Genomic DNA, 14,324 nt, shown 5'->3' with positions numbered 1-14,324 from the left:
GAACGGACCGGCCGGCAGGCGGGCCGAGTTCAGCCGGTCAGGCCGGTCAGGTCAGACCTGTCAGCCGTCGAGGACGGCCTTGAGGAACGTCTTGGTGCGCTCCTCCTGCGGGTCGCCGAAGATCTGCTCGGGCGGGCCCTCCTCGGCGATCCGGCCCGCGTCGAACATCAGCACCCGGTTGGAGACGTCGCGGGCGAAGCCCATCTCGTGGGTGACGCAGAGCATCGTGATGTCGGTGCTCTGCGCGATGTCGCGCAGGACGTCGAGCACCCCGGCCACCAGCTCCGGGTCGAGGGCCGAGGTCACCTCGTCCAGGAGCAGGATCTCCGGGCGCATCGCCAGGGCGCGGGCGATCGCGACCCGCTGCTGCTGGCCACCCGAGAGCTGCGTGGGGTGCGCGTCGATCTTGTTCGCGAGCCCCACCATGTCGAGGAGCTCGGCGGCGCGCCGGTTCGCCTCCTCCTTGTCGACCCCCAGGGTGTGGACGGGGCCCTCGGTGATGTTGCGGCGCACGGTCATGTTGGGGAACAGGTTGAACTGCTGGAAGACCATGCCGATCTTCTTGCGGGCCTGGCGCAGGTGGGCCTCGCTCGCCTTGACCAGCTTGCCGTTCTTGTGCATGTGGGTGAGCGGCTGGCCGTCCACCCAGATGACGCCGCCGTTGATGGTCTCCAGCGTCATGAGCAGCCGCAGGATCGTGGTCTTGCCCGACCCGCTGGGCCCGATGAGGGTGACGCGCTCGCCTGCGGCGACGTTGAAGTCCAGCTCGCGCAGCACCACGTTGTCGCCGTACTTCTTGACGACCTGTTCGAAGCGGATCAGCGGGCCGCCGGGGTCCGGGGCCGTCCCGGGTGCGGGGCCGGGCTCGGTGGCCGGTGCGTTGTCAGACAGCGGCATAGCGTCGCTCCAGTCGTCGGATGAGGACAGCGGAGGGCACGCTCACCAGCAGGAAGAGCAGGCCGACCAGCGTGATCGCCTCGAAGTTGCGGAAGTACTGACCGCCAAGGCCGCTCGCGTGGAACATCATCTCCTGGACGGTGATGGCGTAGAGGAGGGGCGTGTCCTTGAACATGGCGATCAGGTAGTTGCCCAGAGCGGGGATGACCTTGCGGATCGCCTGGGGCAGCACCACGGCGCCCCACACCCGCAGCGGGGGCAGGCTGAGCGCACGGCACGCCTCCCATTGGCCCTTGGCCACCCCTTCGATCCCGGACCGGTACACCTCGGCGGTGTAGGCGGCGTAGTGAACGCCGAGCACGGCGATGCCGATCGTCAGCGCCGAGACGCTCGACGGCGCCAGGAAGAACACGAAGAGCAGCTGCACCAGCAGCGGGGTGGTGCGGATGAACTCCATGACGGCGTGGACGACCGGGCCGACGTAGCGGACCCGGCGGACGATCGCGACGAGCAGCCCCAGGGCGAGCGCCACCAGGTAGCCGACCACGGTGGCCAGCACCGTGATGAGCAGGCCCTCGAGCAGCCGCGGGACGACGATCGCGGTGAAATCCCAGTCCCAGAGCATCAGCGGACACCCCCCGTGGTCGTGCCCACCGAGGGCGGACGCAGCAGGGCGAGCAGCCCGCCGCCCGCGGGCGCGCGGCCCAGCCGCCGGTTGGCCCGGCGCTCCAGCAGGCGCATCCCCAGGATGAGCACCTGGGCGATGATGAAGTACATGATGAGGGCGCTGCCGAACGCCCAGATGGTCTGCCCGCTGGACTGGCCCTGGACGCGGGCGACCTGGGTGAGGTCGGTGACGCCGATCAGCGACACGATCGCGCTGGCCTTCATCAGCTCGATGACCAGGTTGCCGAAGGTGGGCAGCATCTGCGCCCACGCCTGGGGCAGGAGCACGAGCCGCATCCGGCGAGCCCAGGTCATGTTGAGGGCGATGGTGGCCTCGGTCTGCGCCCGGGGAACGGCGTTGATCGAGGAGCGCACCACCTCAGCGCCGTAGGCGCCGATGTTGAGGCCGAGGGCCAGGACGGCCGCGAAGGTCACGTCGAGCTGGTACGGGGTGATCTGCGGGATGGAGAACGCCATCCAGAACATCAGCACCAGGGCGGCGATGCCGCGGAAGGCCTCGGTGTAGAAGGTGGCGACTGCGCGCGCCACCTTGTTGCGGAGGGTGCCCAGGATGCCGATGGCCATGGCGAGCACAAAGGCGAGTGCGGTTCCCAGCACGGTGATGTTGAAAGTGACAACGGCGCCGTCGAGGTAGAGCGGCAGCCGGTCGATGAGGAAGTCCACTGCGCGGCCGCCGCCTATTCAGAGCAGAGCTGCTCGGTGGTGAGGTCGCCCGGGTGGGCCTCCTCGTCGAAGCCGAACGGCTCCCCGATCTCGGTCAGGCGGCCGTTCTGCTTGAAGTCGGCCAGCACCTGGTTGAAGGCGTCCAGCAGCTCGGAGTCGCCCTGGCGGAACGCGAAGCCGCCCGCGGGGGTGACCTCCTCGCCGTCCACAACGGGGGTGAAGCCCTCGGTGACCTCGAAGTCCTCGCCGGTGCCGCGCTGCTCCAGCTGGTAGTTGAGGGAGAACGTGCTCAGCGCGACGGCGTCGACCCGGCCGTTCTCCAGCAGGTCGATGGCGCCCGCGGCGTCGCCGACCAGCTCCATCTGGTCGGCCGGGACGCCGGCGCCCTCGGCGTAGTCCTGCTCCACCGACGCGTTGAGCAGGGCGATGGTGACGTCGGGGTTGTCGACGACATCGTCGAAGGTCGACAGCTCGTTGGGGTTGCCCGAGGGCACCATGAACGCCTGGAGCACCTTGTAGTCGGGCTCGGAGAACGCGACCTCGGCGCAGCGCTCGGGGGTGATGTACATGCCCGCGGCGACGACGTCGAAGCGGCGCGCCTTGAGCCCTTCGATCAGGCCGTCCCAGGCCACGACCTCGGCCTGGATCTCGTCGACCCCGAGCTCGGCGAAGATCGCGCGGAGCAGTTCGGGCGCCTCGCCGGTGGGCTGCCCGCTGTCGTCCATGTAGCCGAACGGCGGCTCGTTGTTGATCGCGGCCCGGATGAAGCCCTGCTGTCTAAGCGAGTCCAAGGTGGTGGCGCCGTCGGTACGAGAACAGGAGACCAGGGCGGGCCCGAGCGCCGCCGCAGCCAATCCGAACCCGCCCGCGCGGAAGAGGTCGCGTCGGCCCAATCGGCCGAGCGCCTTGGGGTGGACGATGTTGACCATTGCTCTCTCCTTATTGGGGGCCGGCACCGGTGAACGACGGGGAAACGACAGGGCGCCCCCTCCGCGTGCGGGAGGGGGCGCCGTGCAACGTGCGGGACCCAACGGGCCATCGGAGAATCCCCAGGTCAAGGGGGATGTTCACTGCCGGACCACCAGGGCCACGCGGTCGTCGACCGGGCGCCTGCAACGTCAGTGCCCATGATCGTCCGCGTATAACTGCGGTGGAATGGCACGTTATGCACTGGTTATCTCGGCACCTGGCCGGATCCGGCCCCGTAACGATCGGGACACGCGTCGTGCGTGTTCCCGCTAATAGCCGATTCCGTTCTCATTTCACAGGCGTGAAATCGCGCGCCGCCAGGAACGCCGGCCGGCGCCCGTCCGCGGCGAACGGTTCCACGCACGCGTTGTCCACACTGTTGAACACGATGAACACGTTCGAGCGGGGGAAGGGCGTGATGTTCCCACTGGAGCCGTGCATGCAGTTGGAGTCGAAGACGGTGGCGCCGCCCGCCGGCCCGCTCAGCACGTCGATCCCGTGCTTCTCGGCCAGGATGGTCAGGCTCCCCTGGTCGGGGGTACCGATCTCCTGGCGCGTCAGCGACGCCCGGTAGTGGTCCCGGGGGGTCTCCCCCACGCAGGACACGAACGTCCGGTGGGAGCCGGGCATGATCATCAGTGCGCCGTTGTGCTCGTAGTTGTCGGTGAGGGCGATCGAGACGCTGACCGCCCGCATCCGCGGCATGCCGTCCTCGGCATGCCAGGTCTCGAAGTCGGAGTGCCAGAAGAAGTCGGTGCCCGAGAAACCGGGCTTGTAGTTGACCCGGCTCTGGTGCACGTACACGTCAGAGCCGAGGATCTGCCGCGCCGGGCCGACGACGCGGGGGTCGCGCACCAGCTCGGCGAAGAGCGGGCTGAACTTGTGAACCTCGAATACGGAGCGGACCTCCTCGGACTTCCGCTCGACGATCACGCGTTCGTCGGAGCGCAGGTCGGGGTCCTCGCGGAGCCGGTTCAGCTCGTCGCTGTAGAGGTCGAGCTCTTCCGCGGTGATCAGGGCCTCGACCTGCAAATAGCCCTTGGAGTCGTAGTCGGTGAGATCCGTATGGCTCAGCGGGCCCGAACCGGGCTCGCCCCACACGGCCGGGTCCCTGCGGTAGAGCAGGGCCGGTTCGGGGTCCTTGCGAGTCGGGTAGTCGTCCATGGTCGGCTGCTCGAAATGGGTCGTCAACAGAGTCATGGCCACACCCCTCAGGGGGTTCTCTCCTCGTCCTCGTCGGAGCTGTCACTCTTCAGTTGGGTCCTGCGGTGTCCTTACCGGGTTCGCTGCGGGTGGTACTGCTCGCGGGGAATGGCGGGGGGTCGGTGGGCGGGCGGGGTGCCCGGGGGTGCCCGGCGGGGGCTCGGAGCCCCGCGGGCGCCCCGCCCGCGGCCGGCCGGTCAGCCGACGACGGGCTCGGATCCGTTGGCCGAGACCTCCTGGTCGGAGTCCTCGACGATCAGCGGGTACACGCCGTTCTCGTCGTGGACCTCGCGCCCGGTGACGGGCGGGTTGAACACGCACAGCACCCGGAAGTCGGTCTTGGGCCGGACGATGTGGTGCTCGTGCCCGTCGAGCAGGTAGAGGGTGCCGGGCGTGATGGTGTGGGTCTCGCCGGTCTCCTCGTTGACCAGCTCTGCTTCGCCTTCGATGCAGTGCACCAGTTCGACGTGGTTCGCGTACCACATCCGGGTCTCGGTGCCCGCGTAGAGCACGGTCTCGTGGAAGGAGAAGCCGACGCCCTCCTTCGCAAGGATGAGACGCTTACTCCGCCAGGTCTCGGTCTGGATGTCCCTTTCGGTGTCGGTGACCTCATCCAGGCTGCGAACGATCACGGTGTGCTCCTCTTGGCGCATCTGCTCACGTGCCGCGGACCGGCCCGGACGACGTGTGTCCCAGGCCGTTCCCCGGCGGCTTACGGGTCCGGTCTATCAGGCCGGAAGGGCGATCTTCACCGCCGCGCGCGCCGCGTCGGCGATGATTTCGAGGCCCTCTCCCAGCTCCTCCTCGGAGGTGGTGAGGGCCGGGAGGAGCTTGGCGACCTCGTCCTCGGGGCCGGAGGTCTCCAGCAGCAGGCCGCGCCGGAACGCCTCCTTCGCCAGCGCCTTGGCCGTTCCCGGCTGGTCGAAGGCGAGCCCGCGCGCCATGCCGCGGCCGCGCACGTGGGCGCCCGCGTCGGCGAACTCGGCCGCGATGGCGGTCAGCCGCTCCTCGATCAGCGCACCCTTGGCCAGGGTGGCGCGCTGGAGCTCGTCGTCGCGCCAGAACAGGTCGAGCGCCGCCCTGCCGGTGACGAAGGCCGGGTTGAAGCCGCGGAAGGTGCCGTTGTGCTCACCGGGCTCCCAGACGTCCAGGTCGCGCTTGAACAGGGTCAGGGCGAGCGGCAGGCCGTAGCCGCTGATGGACTTCGAGACGGTGACGATGTCGGGCACGATCCCTGCGTCCTCGAAGCTGAAGAACGGCCCGGTACGCCCGCAGCCCATCTGGATGTCGTCGACGATCAGGAGCATGTCGTACTCCTTGCACAGCGCCGCGAGGCCGCGCAGCCACTCGGCGCTGGCGACGTTGATGCCGCCCTCGCCCTGCACCGTCTCGACGATCACCGCGGCGGGCTTGTCGAGCCCGCTGCCGCTGTCCTCCAGGAGGCTGCGCAGCCACAGGAAGTCGGGGGTGCGCCCGTCCATGTAGTTGTCGAACGGCATGGTCGCGGCGTGGCTGAGCGGCACGCCTGCGCCGCCGCGCTTCATCGAGTTTCCGGTGACCGCCAGCGCGCCCAGGGTCATGCCGTGGAAGCCGTTGGTGAAGCTGATGACGGTCTCGCGCCCGGTGTACTTGCGGGCGAGCTTCAGCGCCGCCTCGACCGCGTTGTTGCCGGCCGGACCGGGGAACTGGACCTTGTAGTCGAGCCCGCGCGGGCCGAGGAGGACCTCGCCGAAGGTCGCCAGGAAGTCGCGTTTGGCCGCGCTGTAGGCGTCGAGGCTGTGGACGATGGAGTCACGCGTCAAGTAGTCGATGAGGTGGGATTTCAGCTCCGGATGGTTGTGCCCGTAGTTGAGCGATCCGGCGCCGGCGAAGAAGTCGAGGTAGGGGCGCCCCGACTCGTCGTAGACATGGCTGCCCCGCGCCTTGTCGAACACGACGGGCCAGCTGCGGCAGTAGCTGCGGACGTCGGATTCGAGGCGGTCGAAGATATCCATCGTGGATTCCTTGGTTCCTTTCCCCGGGCTCGTGGGCTCGCGGCGGTGACGACGGGGTGGGTTCAGGAGGATCGTTCGGATGGGCCGGGCCGGGCAGCCCGGTCCAGAGGGCCGATCCGCACCAGCTCCTCGGGCTCGTGTTCGCCGGGGAGTTCGTGCGGGAAGTGCTCGCGCCCGAACAGGGGGCTCCACCGGGCCTCGGCGCCGCGGTCGCGTGCGAAGGACGCGAAGAGCCGCCGGGAGGCGGTGTTGCCGGGGGTGACCGTGGCCTCCAGGTGGGTGAGGCCGCGGGCCGCGATCCGGTCGCCGATGTGGTCGAGCATGCGTCGCCCCAGCCGCCGGCCATGGAAGGCGGGGTCGACCCCGACCTGCCACAGGAAGTAGGTGTCGGGGGCATCGGGCCGCACATAGCCGGTGACGAAACCGCGGAGCTCACCCCCGGGGTCGCGCGCCGCGACGCTGGTGGCCGCGAAGTCGCGGCACCAGAGCGCGTAGGCGTAGGGCGAGTTGAGGTCGAGCCCGGCGTCGCGTGCCAGCCGCCACAGCTGAGGGCCGTCGTGCTCCGACGGGGGTCCGAAGACCATGCCGTCGGGAGCGGCGGCGGTTACAGCGGGGTCATCCCCCGGGGGTCCGGAGGCGCGGCTTTGGCCACGGGTCTGTTCATGAGGCACGTCGCAGGAACATAGCGAACCTTGCTGAGCAGCGTTTTTCTCGCTTTTCCGGGGCGTGTTTCAACGCTGTATCGCGGGGTAGGGCTCGTTTATTTGGCCGAAATCGGCCGCCCTGGTCACTATCCGTCGCCATGGGCGAGGGGGGCGTCGGCACACGGAGCCCCGGTGTTCCCGGGGGGCTCACCAGGAGGTTCGGTGGTAGGCCGGGGGTGGCCTGAGTACACCTGATGGGAGAGGTCTCCAGGGAGATTCTGCCGCGCAACAGCCAAACATGGCAGCTACGCAGCGAATTTTAAGGGTGACTTAAGTCACCTTGATTCGGGTGAAAGGTCAGTACAGACGCGCCGGGGCACACACCACTCGCCCCCGTCGGCCCCCTCGCGGCCCGCTGCCGCACGGCCGCCCCTGCGGCACACCGGTTCCCGCCCGCGACACGGCCACCGCCCCCCGCATCCGCCACACCGCAGCAAAGGGCGCAGATCAGGGCTTGCGCGGCGCCCGAATCTTTAGCAGACTGCGTGTAGTACGACCGAATGTAGTACTACGATGGGTCGAGTCGACCTGGCGTACCTGGACGAAGCCTCCGCGCGGTCCACCCCGGCTTCGGCAGAGCACGCAGTGTCCTCGACGTTCTCTCGTGGCCCGGTGTCACCGCCGGCCGCACGAGGTCACCGGCCAGCGAACGGAGGCGCCTGGTGAACCGCCTTTACCACGAAAGCGAAGACTGGGTCGCGCAGGGATCCTGCCGCCAATACGACCCGGAACTGTTCTTCCCGGTCAGCACCACCGGGCCCGGCCTGCACGACGCCGAGCTCGCCAAAGCCATCTGCCGCGGCTGCGCCGTCCGCCGCGAGTGCCTGCAATGGGCGCTGCGAGCAGGCGAACCCCACGGCGTCTGGGGCGGGACCACCCCCGAGGACCGCCGCTACATGCGCCGCGACCTCCCCCTCCCCGCCGCGAGCTGAGCGGGGGACACCCCCTCTGGGGGCACCCGATCCCGCCGCCGGTCCCTTCCGGGCCGGCGGCCTTTTCCCGTCCGCGGCCCCTCGGCTAGGTTCTAGAGTCGTGCAGTCACCCGGATACGGCCCATTGCGGGCGATACGCACGGCGTTCCTCGCCGGGGCGTGCGCCGGGCTCTCCTGGTCCGGGCATGCGCTGTGGGCCGATACCCCGGCCTCCCCCGCCGCGGCGCCGGTGGCCGCGGTCCTGCTCACCCCGCTGCTCGCCGCCCTCACCCGCCGGCAACGGGGCTTCGGCGAGATCTTCGCGGTCCTGGCCGCCTCCCAGGTCGCCCTGCACCTGGTCTTCCTCGCCTCGGCCCCGGAATCGCCCGCGCTCGCCGAAGGGCACGCCGGGCACGGCCTCGCCGGGTACTTCCCCGGCATGCTGGCCGCGCACCTGTGGGCGGCCCTGCTGGCGGCCGCGCTGCTGGCGCGCGGCGAGGCCGCCCTCTGGTCGCTGCTGGCGCTCCTCGGCGCCGCCCTGCCGTCCCTTGCCGCCCCGGCCACCGTGCCCGCGCCCGCCGGCACGCCCCCGTGCATCCCCGAGCCTCCCCCGCTGCGCCCGGGCGGCGGCGCCCCACGCCGCGACCGCTCCCGCGCACCGCCGGTGCCCGTCCCCACCCCCACCGCGCGCCCCCCGGCGCGCCTTGTACGGACGGACACCGACCGCCTGAAAGGGCACTCCCATGACTCACGCGTTCACCGCGCGGCGCGGCGCCACCCTGCTCGGGTCGCTCGCCTCGGCCCTGCTGCTGGCCGGCGCCCTGGCCCCCTCGGCCTTCGCGCACAACACCCTCATCGCGTCCTCGCCGGAGGACGGCGCCGAACTGGACACCGCCCCTGACGAGGTCACCCTGACCTTCAACACGTCGGTGGGCGAGGGCGGCAACGCCATCGTCGTCACCGGCCCCGACGGGACCACCTACGAGGACGGCGACGTCACGATCGACGGCCCCGACGCCTCGATCGCGCTGACCGCTCCGGAGGAGGCCGGCGAGTACACGGTCGCCTACCGGATCATCTCCGCCGACGGTCACCCGCTGGAGGACCAGATCACCTACACCCTGTCCGAGGAGGCCGTCCCCGAGGAGTCGGCCGCGGCCGAGGAGCCGTCGCCCTCATCGGACGGCGCCGCCACCGACAGCGGGGACGGCGCGGACGCCTCCCCGGTCGCCCGGAACGAGGTCGCCGACGACCCGATGTCGGCGCTGGGCCCGGTGGGCGGGGTCGTGGCCGCGATCGCCGCGATCGCGGTCGTGGCCATCCTGGTCGTGCGCATGCGCAACCGCCCCGGCGGCGGTGGCAACGGCGGCGACGGGAACAGCGGAGCCTGACGGCGGCCACCCGCCGCCACCCGCGAAAACATGCGGCCCGGAGCATGTGCTCCGGGCCGTACTCGTTGTGCCTGCGGGCGGCGTGGTCAGTGGCGGCGGGCCAGCAGGATGCTGATGTTGTCGCGGCCCGACGCCTCCATGGCGGCCTGCCACAGGGCGTGCACGGCGGCTTCGTCGCTGCCGGCCTCGGCGATGATGCGCTCCATGTCCTCCAGCGCCACCAGGTCGGAAAGTCCGTCGCTGCACATCAGCCAGGCGCCGGGGTCGGGCTCGTGGTCGCGGCCGACGTGCGGGACCATCGCGGTCGAACCGCTGCCGCCCAGCGACTGCGTGATGAAGTTCGTGGTGACGGGCTTGCCGTCCTCGGAGGGCGGCAGCGGCGGGGAGTCGTCCTGGGACAGCTGGCGCAGCCGGGTGCCCTCGAGCCGGTAGGTCCGGGAGTCGCCGACGTTGAACCAGAAGTTGCCGTCGGCGTTGAGCAGCACCCCGGCCACCGTGGTCCCCATGCCGGAGAACTCGGCGTGCTGGGTGGCGTGGTCCTTGATCTCTTCGTCGATGTTCTTCAGCAGCACGTCGACGTCGTCGGGGGAGACCAGGCGGGGGCTCATCTCGGCCATGCGGTGGACGGCGTGCTCAGAGGCGATCTCGCCGGCCGCGTGGCCGCCAAGGCCGTCGGCCACGGCGAGGATGACGGGGTCGCTCACGGGCAGCACGCAGCGGACGGGCAGGGTCATGTTCGCGCTGGCGACGGTCAGCGCACCCATGACCACGGCGTCCTCATTGGCCGGGCGGACCGCTCCCCGGTGCGTGAGGGCTGTGACCGTGACTTCCCCACCAGCGAGTCCCATACGCCCAAACCTCCTGTTTCATCGGCAGTCGCTGCCGAACGGCCCCAAGCGGCACCTCATCCGGACGGGGGTGAGGCGCGTTGATCATGCAACCGTATCGGGGCACCGCTGATCGTGGTCAAAATCCGCGTACATCATGGCGGAAATCGCCCCGATACGCAGTTCCCGATGGGGTTCGCACCCCGGCCACACCACCAAAGGTACGGGCCGCGCCGCCGCCTCGCGACCGGCCCCCGGAGAGGTCAGATCCGGGCGCCCGGGACCCCGGGTGCGGGACGCGCGCCGCCGCCCCCGCGGCGACCGCCGCCACCTGCGGCATCGACGTAGGCCGACGCGATGTCGCCGAGTGTGTCGCCCGCCCCGGCGGCCACACGGTGCACACGGGTCCCCCGCCTGCTCAGGGCGGCGTCGAGCGGCCCGGGAAGCTCCGGGGGCCCGTCCGACGTGCCGCCGGACTCCGGGCTCCGGTCGCCGGGGCCCGGCAGGACCACCGCGGCGCCGTCGGCGAGGAACGCCCGCGCGGCCCGGACCAGCCAGAGGGCGCTCGACGGCTCGCGGCGCAGCGCGCCCGCGCACACCACGAGGATGTCGAGGGCGCCGAACTCCAGCGCCGCATAGGCCGGGGCGCCCTGGCAGTCGGCCTCGCTGGCGAGGTCGCAGTGGATGGCGAGGGCGACCGCGCCGAGCTGGGAGAGGCGCCGGGCGGTCCCCGACAGCGGGCCGCCGTACCCTCCGGGCAACGGGCGCGCCCCGGGCGGCAGGCCGGTGCGCCCTGCATCGTCGGCCACGGCGACGGCGGCGCCCGCTTCGGCCAGGGCCAGGGCGATCGCCCGGCCTTCGGCCCGCATGCCCCCGGCCACCAGGGCACGCCGCCCGGCGAGGGGTCGCCCCGCTCTTCCCGCGACCGGCCGCCCGGCCACCGGGGTCCCCGCGGAACGCGCGCCGGGTACCGCCCGGCCCGCGGTGCCCGGGTGGTCGTCGGCGCCCGGTCCCGGAACGGGCAGCGGCCGTGCTCCGGGGACGGACAGCGGCCCGCCCCGTTGCGGGTGGGCGCGCCCGGTGTCGTCCTGGCCGCCCGCCACCGTCCACGCGGGCCACGGCGGCCGCCGGGCCGGGTTCCCCGTCATCGCCGCCTCCGTCCGTGCACCGCCCGTTCACCGTCGCGCCCCAATGTGCCCGTGAGACCCCCCTGCAAACACAAAGGGCACACGCCCGCCGTCCGCCACTCCCCGCCGATGCCACCCCACCCCCACCCGGAGCGCCCACGGCCACGGCCTTCCCGCCCTGGGCGGACACGGTCTCCCACACGCGCAAAGGGGTTCCCGGGGGAGACGGTCTCCAACGGACCGAAGAGAAGGAACGGATACCGCGATCACCCGACGTGTCCCCTGGTCATCCGTGGGGCGTGCGCGGTGTCCGGTGGACCGGGCCATTGTCGGAATCAGGAACGGTCTGGCACAATGTCCCCGTCGGGTGTCTAAGACGCAGACACACCAACATCCTTCGCGCGCTCGCGCGCTGGCGGCCCCGCCGGTGCCCTCTTGCGAGCGCTTTTCTCAGTTCCGCGAACGGTTTGGTGTGATCCCTCATGCGTCTTCCCGCTTCTTCCTCCTTTCCCGCCACCGGGCTCCCGGCGTGCCGCCGGGCCGGTGGCCTCGCCAGCCACCCATCCCCGCCGCCGGCCGCGGCCCAGCGCCCCTGTGCGCCGGTGCCGCCGCGCGTCCGGGGCCGCCGTCATGCCGTGAGGAGTCGCACGTGAAGATCGCCTTGGTCGCAGAGCACGCCACCCCGCTCCCCGCGCACAAGGGAGAGCCCACGTGCGGGGAGAGTGTGCACATCGCAGCGGTCTCCCGGCAGCTGGCCAGACTCGGCCACCGGGTCACCGTGTACGCCCGCCGCAGCGGGGCGGGCCTGCCCGACCGCTCACGGATGGGGCGCGGGGTGAACGTCGAGTACCTGGCGGCCGGCCCCGAGCGGCCGCTGTCCGAGAGCGAGCACGCCGACCACACGGGCGCCTTCGCCGCCGCGCTCTCCGCGAGCGTCGCCGAGGACACACCCGACGTCCTGCACGCGTTCGGATGGACCAGCGGGCTGGCGGCCTTGTCGGCCGCCCGCGGCGGCGCCGGCGGCGCCGGCGGGGTGCCGGTCGTGCAGACCTTCCACTCCCTCAACGTCGCCGAGCAGCGCGCCGGCCTCGCTCGGCGCGCCGACCGGGTGCGGCTGGAGGCCGCCATCGCCGGGCGCGCCGACACCGTCGTGGTGAACTCCGCCGACCAGCGCTTCGAACTGGCGCGCATGGGCGTGCCCCGGTGGCGGGTGAACGTGGTCCCCTTCGGCGTCGACACCGACCAGTTCAGCCCCGAGGGCGGCACCACCGCCGAGCCCTGGCACGGCCGGCGCCAGGACCGCACGCGCATCATCTCGGTGGCCCCGATGTCGGCGGGCGGCGCCGAGGCGCTGATCGAGACCATGACCCGGCTGCCCGATGCCGAGCTGACCGTCATCGCCGGCCCCGCGCCGGTCGAACTGGCCCTGGACGAGGACGCCTGCCGCCTGGAGCTGCTGGCGAAGGAGGCGGGGGTGAACGACCGCGTCACCCTCACCGGCCCCATCGAGCGCAAGGAGCTGCCGCGGCTGCTCCGCTCCGCGGACATCTACGTCTCCGCCGCACCCTACGACCCCTATGGGGGCGCCGTCCTGGAGGCGATGGCCTGCGGGCTGCCGGTCGTGGCCAAGGCGGTCGGCAGCGTCACCGGGGCCGTCCTGCACGGCACCACCGGGCTGCTGCTTCGGCACGCGCGCCCCGACACCCTGGCCCGCGCGCTGCGCGGGCTGATCGGCGAGAACACCATGCGCTCCGCCTATGGCATCGCGGGCGCCGACCGGGCGGTGTCCCGCTTCACCTGGCAGCGCGTCGCCCAGGAGACGGAGCAGATCTATGACCGGACCCTCGCCGCCCAGGGCGGGCTGCCGCTGGCGGCGGGGGATGATGCACACTAGTCCCGGACGACGGTGAACCGCGCCGGGAAGTACCGAGTCGAGTCAGCCCAGGCCGGGAGGGACGCCCGGGATGATGCCATGACGTCACGCGCCGGATCCGCGGACACCGGGACCGGGGGTTTCGACCACCAGGCCGTACTCGTGGGCACGCCGGGAGACCTGCGCGATGTCGTCGCCCCCCGCATCCGCGCGGCGGCCGACGGCGGCGGGCGGGTGCTGGTGGCGGTCGCCCCGGCGGCACGCGCCGCCCTCCGGCACGCTCTCGGCGACGTCCCCTCCCCCGATGTGCGCTTCATCGACCGCGGCGAGCTCTACGACGCCCCCGGCCGCACCCTGGTGGCCTTGCAGCGCCTGGCGCAGCCCGCCGCGCCCGGCCCCCTGACGGTGGTGGGCGAGCCGCCGATGCCGCTGCGCGACCCTCTGCGGCTGCGCGAGTGGCAGCGCCTGGAGTCCGTCATGGCCACCTGCCTGGCCGGGTCGGAGCTGCGGCTCATCTGCCTGCACGACGCCGGCGCCGCGCCGCCCGCGGTCCGCGCCGGGGTGCGCCGCACGCACCCCGTCCTGCTCGACCGCGACGGCCCCCGCCCGAGCCCCGACCACATGAGCCCGGCGGCCTTCAGCGCACGCGACACCGGGCGGCGGCTGCCCGCGCCGGTGGGCGACCTCGACTCCGTCGACATCCACCCCGACCTTCCGGCGCTGCGCGAGGAGATCCGCGGCCTCACCGCCGCCGCCGGGCTGTCCGGCGACCGCGCGGGCGACCTGGTGGTCGCCGCCAACGAACTCGCCGCCAACGCCCTGGAGCACGGCGCGGGCAAGGGGACGGTGTCGGTGTGGCGCCGCCCCGGCTGGGTGGTGTGCGACGTCTTCGACGAGAACGGCGGCCTCACGGACCCGCTCAGCGGCTACCTCGGCGCCACCCCGGCCGGGCCCCGCGGCTACGGCCTGTGGATCACCCGCCAGGTCTGCGACTTCATGGAGATCAGCGGCGGCGACCACGGCTCCCTGGTCCGCCTCCACTTCCGGGTCGCCGACTGAAGTCCGCGTCCGGCGACCG

At 71.9% G+C, this 14,324-nt stretch carries 15 protein-coding genes; 5 read left to right on the top strand and 10 right to left on the bottom strand.

The window, feature by feature from the left end; genetic code table 11:
* Nucleotides 1-60 precede the first annotated feature (60 nt).
* From ehuA to ectA, 8 genes are all read right to left on the bottom strand, one after another.
* Entirely contained in the window at nt 61-897 is an 837-nt protein-coding gene (gene ehuA / locus ACFOVU_RS28090) for an ectoine/hydroxyectoine ABC transporter ATP-binding protein EhuA (RefSeq protein ID WP_378538435.1), read from the bottom strand.
* Entirely contained in the window at nt 884-1,522 is a 639-nt protein-coding gene (ehuD, locus tag ACFOVU_RS28085; RefSeq protein ID WP_378538434.1) for an ectoine/hydroxyectoine ABC transporter permease subunit EhuD, read from the bottom strand. Before ehuD ends, ehuA begins: the two co-directional genes overlap by 14 nt.
* Complete coding sequence (gene ehuC, locus ACFOVU_RS28080) at nt 1,522-2,247, bottom strand: ectoine/hydroxyectoine ABC transporter permease subunit EhuC (RefSeq protein WP_378538432.1); 726 nt, start codon at nt 2,245-2,247, stop codon at nt 1,522-1,524. Before ehuC ends, ehuD begins: the two co-directional genes overlap by 1 nt.
* Before the next feature lie 14 nt (nt 2,248-2,261).
* On the bottom strand, nt 2,262-3,176 hold the full coding sequence (ehuB, locus tag ACFOVU_RS28075; protein ID WP_378538430.1) for an ectoine/hydroxyectoine ABC transporter substrate-binding protein EhuB: 915 nt from the start codon (nt 3,174-3,176) through the stop codon (nt 2,262-2,264).
* A 328-nt stretch (nt 3,177-3,504) separates the two neighbouring features.
* Entirely contained in the window at nt 3,505-4,416 is a 912-nt protein-coding gene (thpD, locus tag ACFOVU_RS28070; protein WP_378538428.1) for an ectoine hydroxylase, read from the bottom strand.
* A 200-nt stretch (nt 4,417-4,616) separates the two neighbouring features.
* Entirely contained in the window at nt 4,617-5,051 is a 435-nt protein-coding gene (locus tag ACFOVU_RS28065; protein ID WP_378538427.1) for an ectoine synthase, read from the bottom strand.
* A 96-nt stretch (nt 5,052-5,147) separates the two neighbouring features.
* Nucleotides 5,148-6,413 carry a diaminobutyrate--2-oxoglutarate transaminase gene (ectB, locus tag ACFOVU_RS28060; RefSeq protein ID WP_378538425.1) on the bottom strand — a complete coding sequence of 422 codons (1,266 nt, stop codon included), beginning with the start codon at nt 6,411-6,413 and terminating at the stop codon, nt 5,148-5,150.
* A 62-nt stretch (nt 6,414-6,475) separates the two neighbouring features.
* Nucleotides 6,476-6,997 carry a diaminobutyrate acetyltransferase gene (gene ectA / locus ACFOVU_RS28055; protein WP_378538423.1) on the bottom strand — a complete coding sequence of 174 codons (522 nt, stop codon included), beginning with the start codon at nt 6,995-6,997 and terminating at the stop codon, nt 6,476-6,478.
* Between the two features lie 782 nt (nt 6,998-7,779).
* Between ectA and ACFOVU_RS28050 the strand changes: the two genes are divergently transcribed.
* The 3 genes from ACFOVU_RS28050 to ACFOVU_RS28040 all read left to right on the top strand — a co-directional run bounded on the left by ACFOVU_RS28050 (nt 7,780) and on the right by ACFOVU_RS28040 (nt 9,419).
* A complete protein-coding gene (locus tag ACFOVU_RS28050; protein ID WP_378538422.1) occupies nt 7,780-8,049 on the top strand; it encodes a WhiB family transcriptional regulator in 270 nt (89 codons plus the stop codon).
* Between the two features lie 100 nt (nt 8,050-8,149).
* Entirely contained in the window at nt 8,150-8,929 is a 780-nt protein-coding gene (locus tag ACFOVU_RS28045; protein WP_378538420.1) for a copper resistance protein, read from the top strand.
* On the top strand, nt 8,832-9,419 hold the full coding sequence (locus ACFOVU_RS28040; protein ID WP_378538532.1) for a copper resistance CopC family protein: 588 nt from the start codon (nt 8,832-8,834) through the stop codon (nt 9,417-9,419). Before ACFOVU_RS28045 ends, ACFOVU_RS28040 begins: the two co-directional genes overlap by 98 nt.
* 86 nt (nt 9,420-9,505) lie before the next feature.
* Here ACFOVU_RS28040 and ACFOVU_RS28035 read toward each other — a convergent pair whose 3' ends face one another.
* Nucleotides 9,506-10,267, bottom strand: coding sequence for a PP2C family protein-serine/threonine phosphatase (locus ACFOVU_RS28035; RefSeq protein WP_378538418.1), 762 nt, complete (start codon nt 10,265-10,267; stop codon nt 9,506-9,508).
* 242 nt (nt 10,268-10,509) lie between these two features.
* A complete protein-coding gene (locus tag ACFOVU_RS28030) occupies nt 10,510-11,394 on the bottom strand; it encodes a hypothetical protein (protein ID WP_378538417.1) in 885 nt (294 codons plus the stop codon).
* A 628-nt stretch (nt 11,395-12,022) separates the two neighbouring features.
* Here ACFOVU_RS28030 and ACFOVU_RS28025 point away from each other — a divergent pair.
* The gene (locus tag ACFOVU_RS28025) at nt 12,023-13,267 is read left to right on the top strand and encodes a glycosyltransferase (RefSeq protein ID WP_378538415.1); all 1,245 of its coding nucleotides are present in this window, start codon (nt 12,023-12,025) and stop codon (nt 13,265-13,267) included.
* A 78-nt stretch (nt 13,268-13,345) separates the two neighbouring features.
* Nucleotides 13,346-14,305 (top strand): anti-sigma factor RsbA family regulatory protein, encoded by a 960-nt coding sequence (locus ACFOVU_RS28020; RefSeq protein ID WP_378538414.1) that lies wholly within the window; start codon nt 13,346-13,348, stop codon nt 14,303-14,305.
* Nucleotides 14,306-14,324 lie beyond the last annotated feature (19 nt).

It is taken from the genome of Nocardiopsis sediminis (assembly GCF_042650565.1).
GTDB lineage: Bacteria > Actinomycetota > Actinomycetes > Streptosporangiales > Streptosporangiaceae > Nocardiopsis_B > Nocardiopsis_B sediminis.
The sequence above is the reverse complement of the archived record's forward strand: the minus strand, read 5'-3'. Positions and strand labels throughout refer to the sequence as shown.

What these genes read in the sequence shown, in the direction of transcription:
- ectB (WP_378538425.1), bottom strand. Translation starts at nt 6,413, where the DNA reads ATGGATATCTTCGACCGCCTCGAATCCGACGTCCGCAGCTACTGCCGC.
- ehuD (WP_378538434.1), bottom strand. Translation starts at nt 1,522, where the DNA reads ATGCTCTGGGACTGGGATTTCACCGCGATCGTCGTCCCGCGGCTGCTC.
- ehuB (WP_378538430.1), bottom strand. Translation starts at nt 3,176, where the DNA reads ATGGTCAACATCGTCCACCCCAAGGCGCTCGGCCGATTGGGCCGACGC.
- ACFOVU_RS28030 (WP_378538417.1), bottom strand. Translation starts at nt 11,394, where the DNA reads ATGACGGGGAACCCGGCCCGGCGGCCGCCGTGGCCCGCGTGGACGGTG.
- ACFOVU_RS28035 (WP_378538418.1), bottom strand. Translation starts at nt 10,267, where the DNA reads ATGGGACTCGCTGGTGGGGAAGTCACGGTCACAGCCCTCACGCACCGG.
- ectA (WP_378538423.1), bottom strand. Translation starts at nt 6,997, where the DNA reads ATGGTCTTCGGACCCCCGTCGGAGCACGACGGCCCTCAGCTGTGGCGG.
- thpD (WP_378538428.1), bottom strand. Translation starts at nt 4,416, where the DNA reads ATGACTCTGTTGACGACCCATTTCGAGCAGCCGACCATGGACGACTAC.
- ehuA (WP_378538435.1), bottom strand. Translation starts at nt 897, where the DNA reads ATGCCGCTGTCTGACAACGCACCGGCCACCGAGCCCGGCCCCGCACCC.
- ACFOVU_RS28020 (WP_378538414.1), top strand. Translation starts at nt 13,346, where the DNA reads ATGACGTCACGCGCCGGATCCGCGGACACCGGGACCGGGGGTTTCGAC.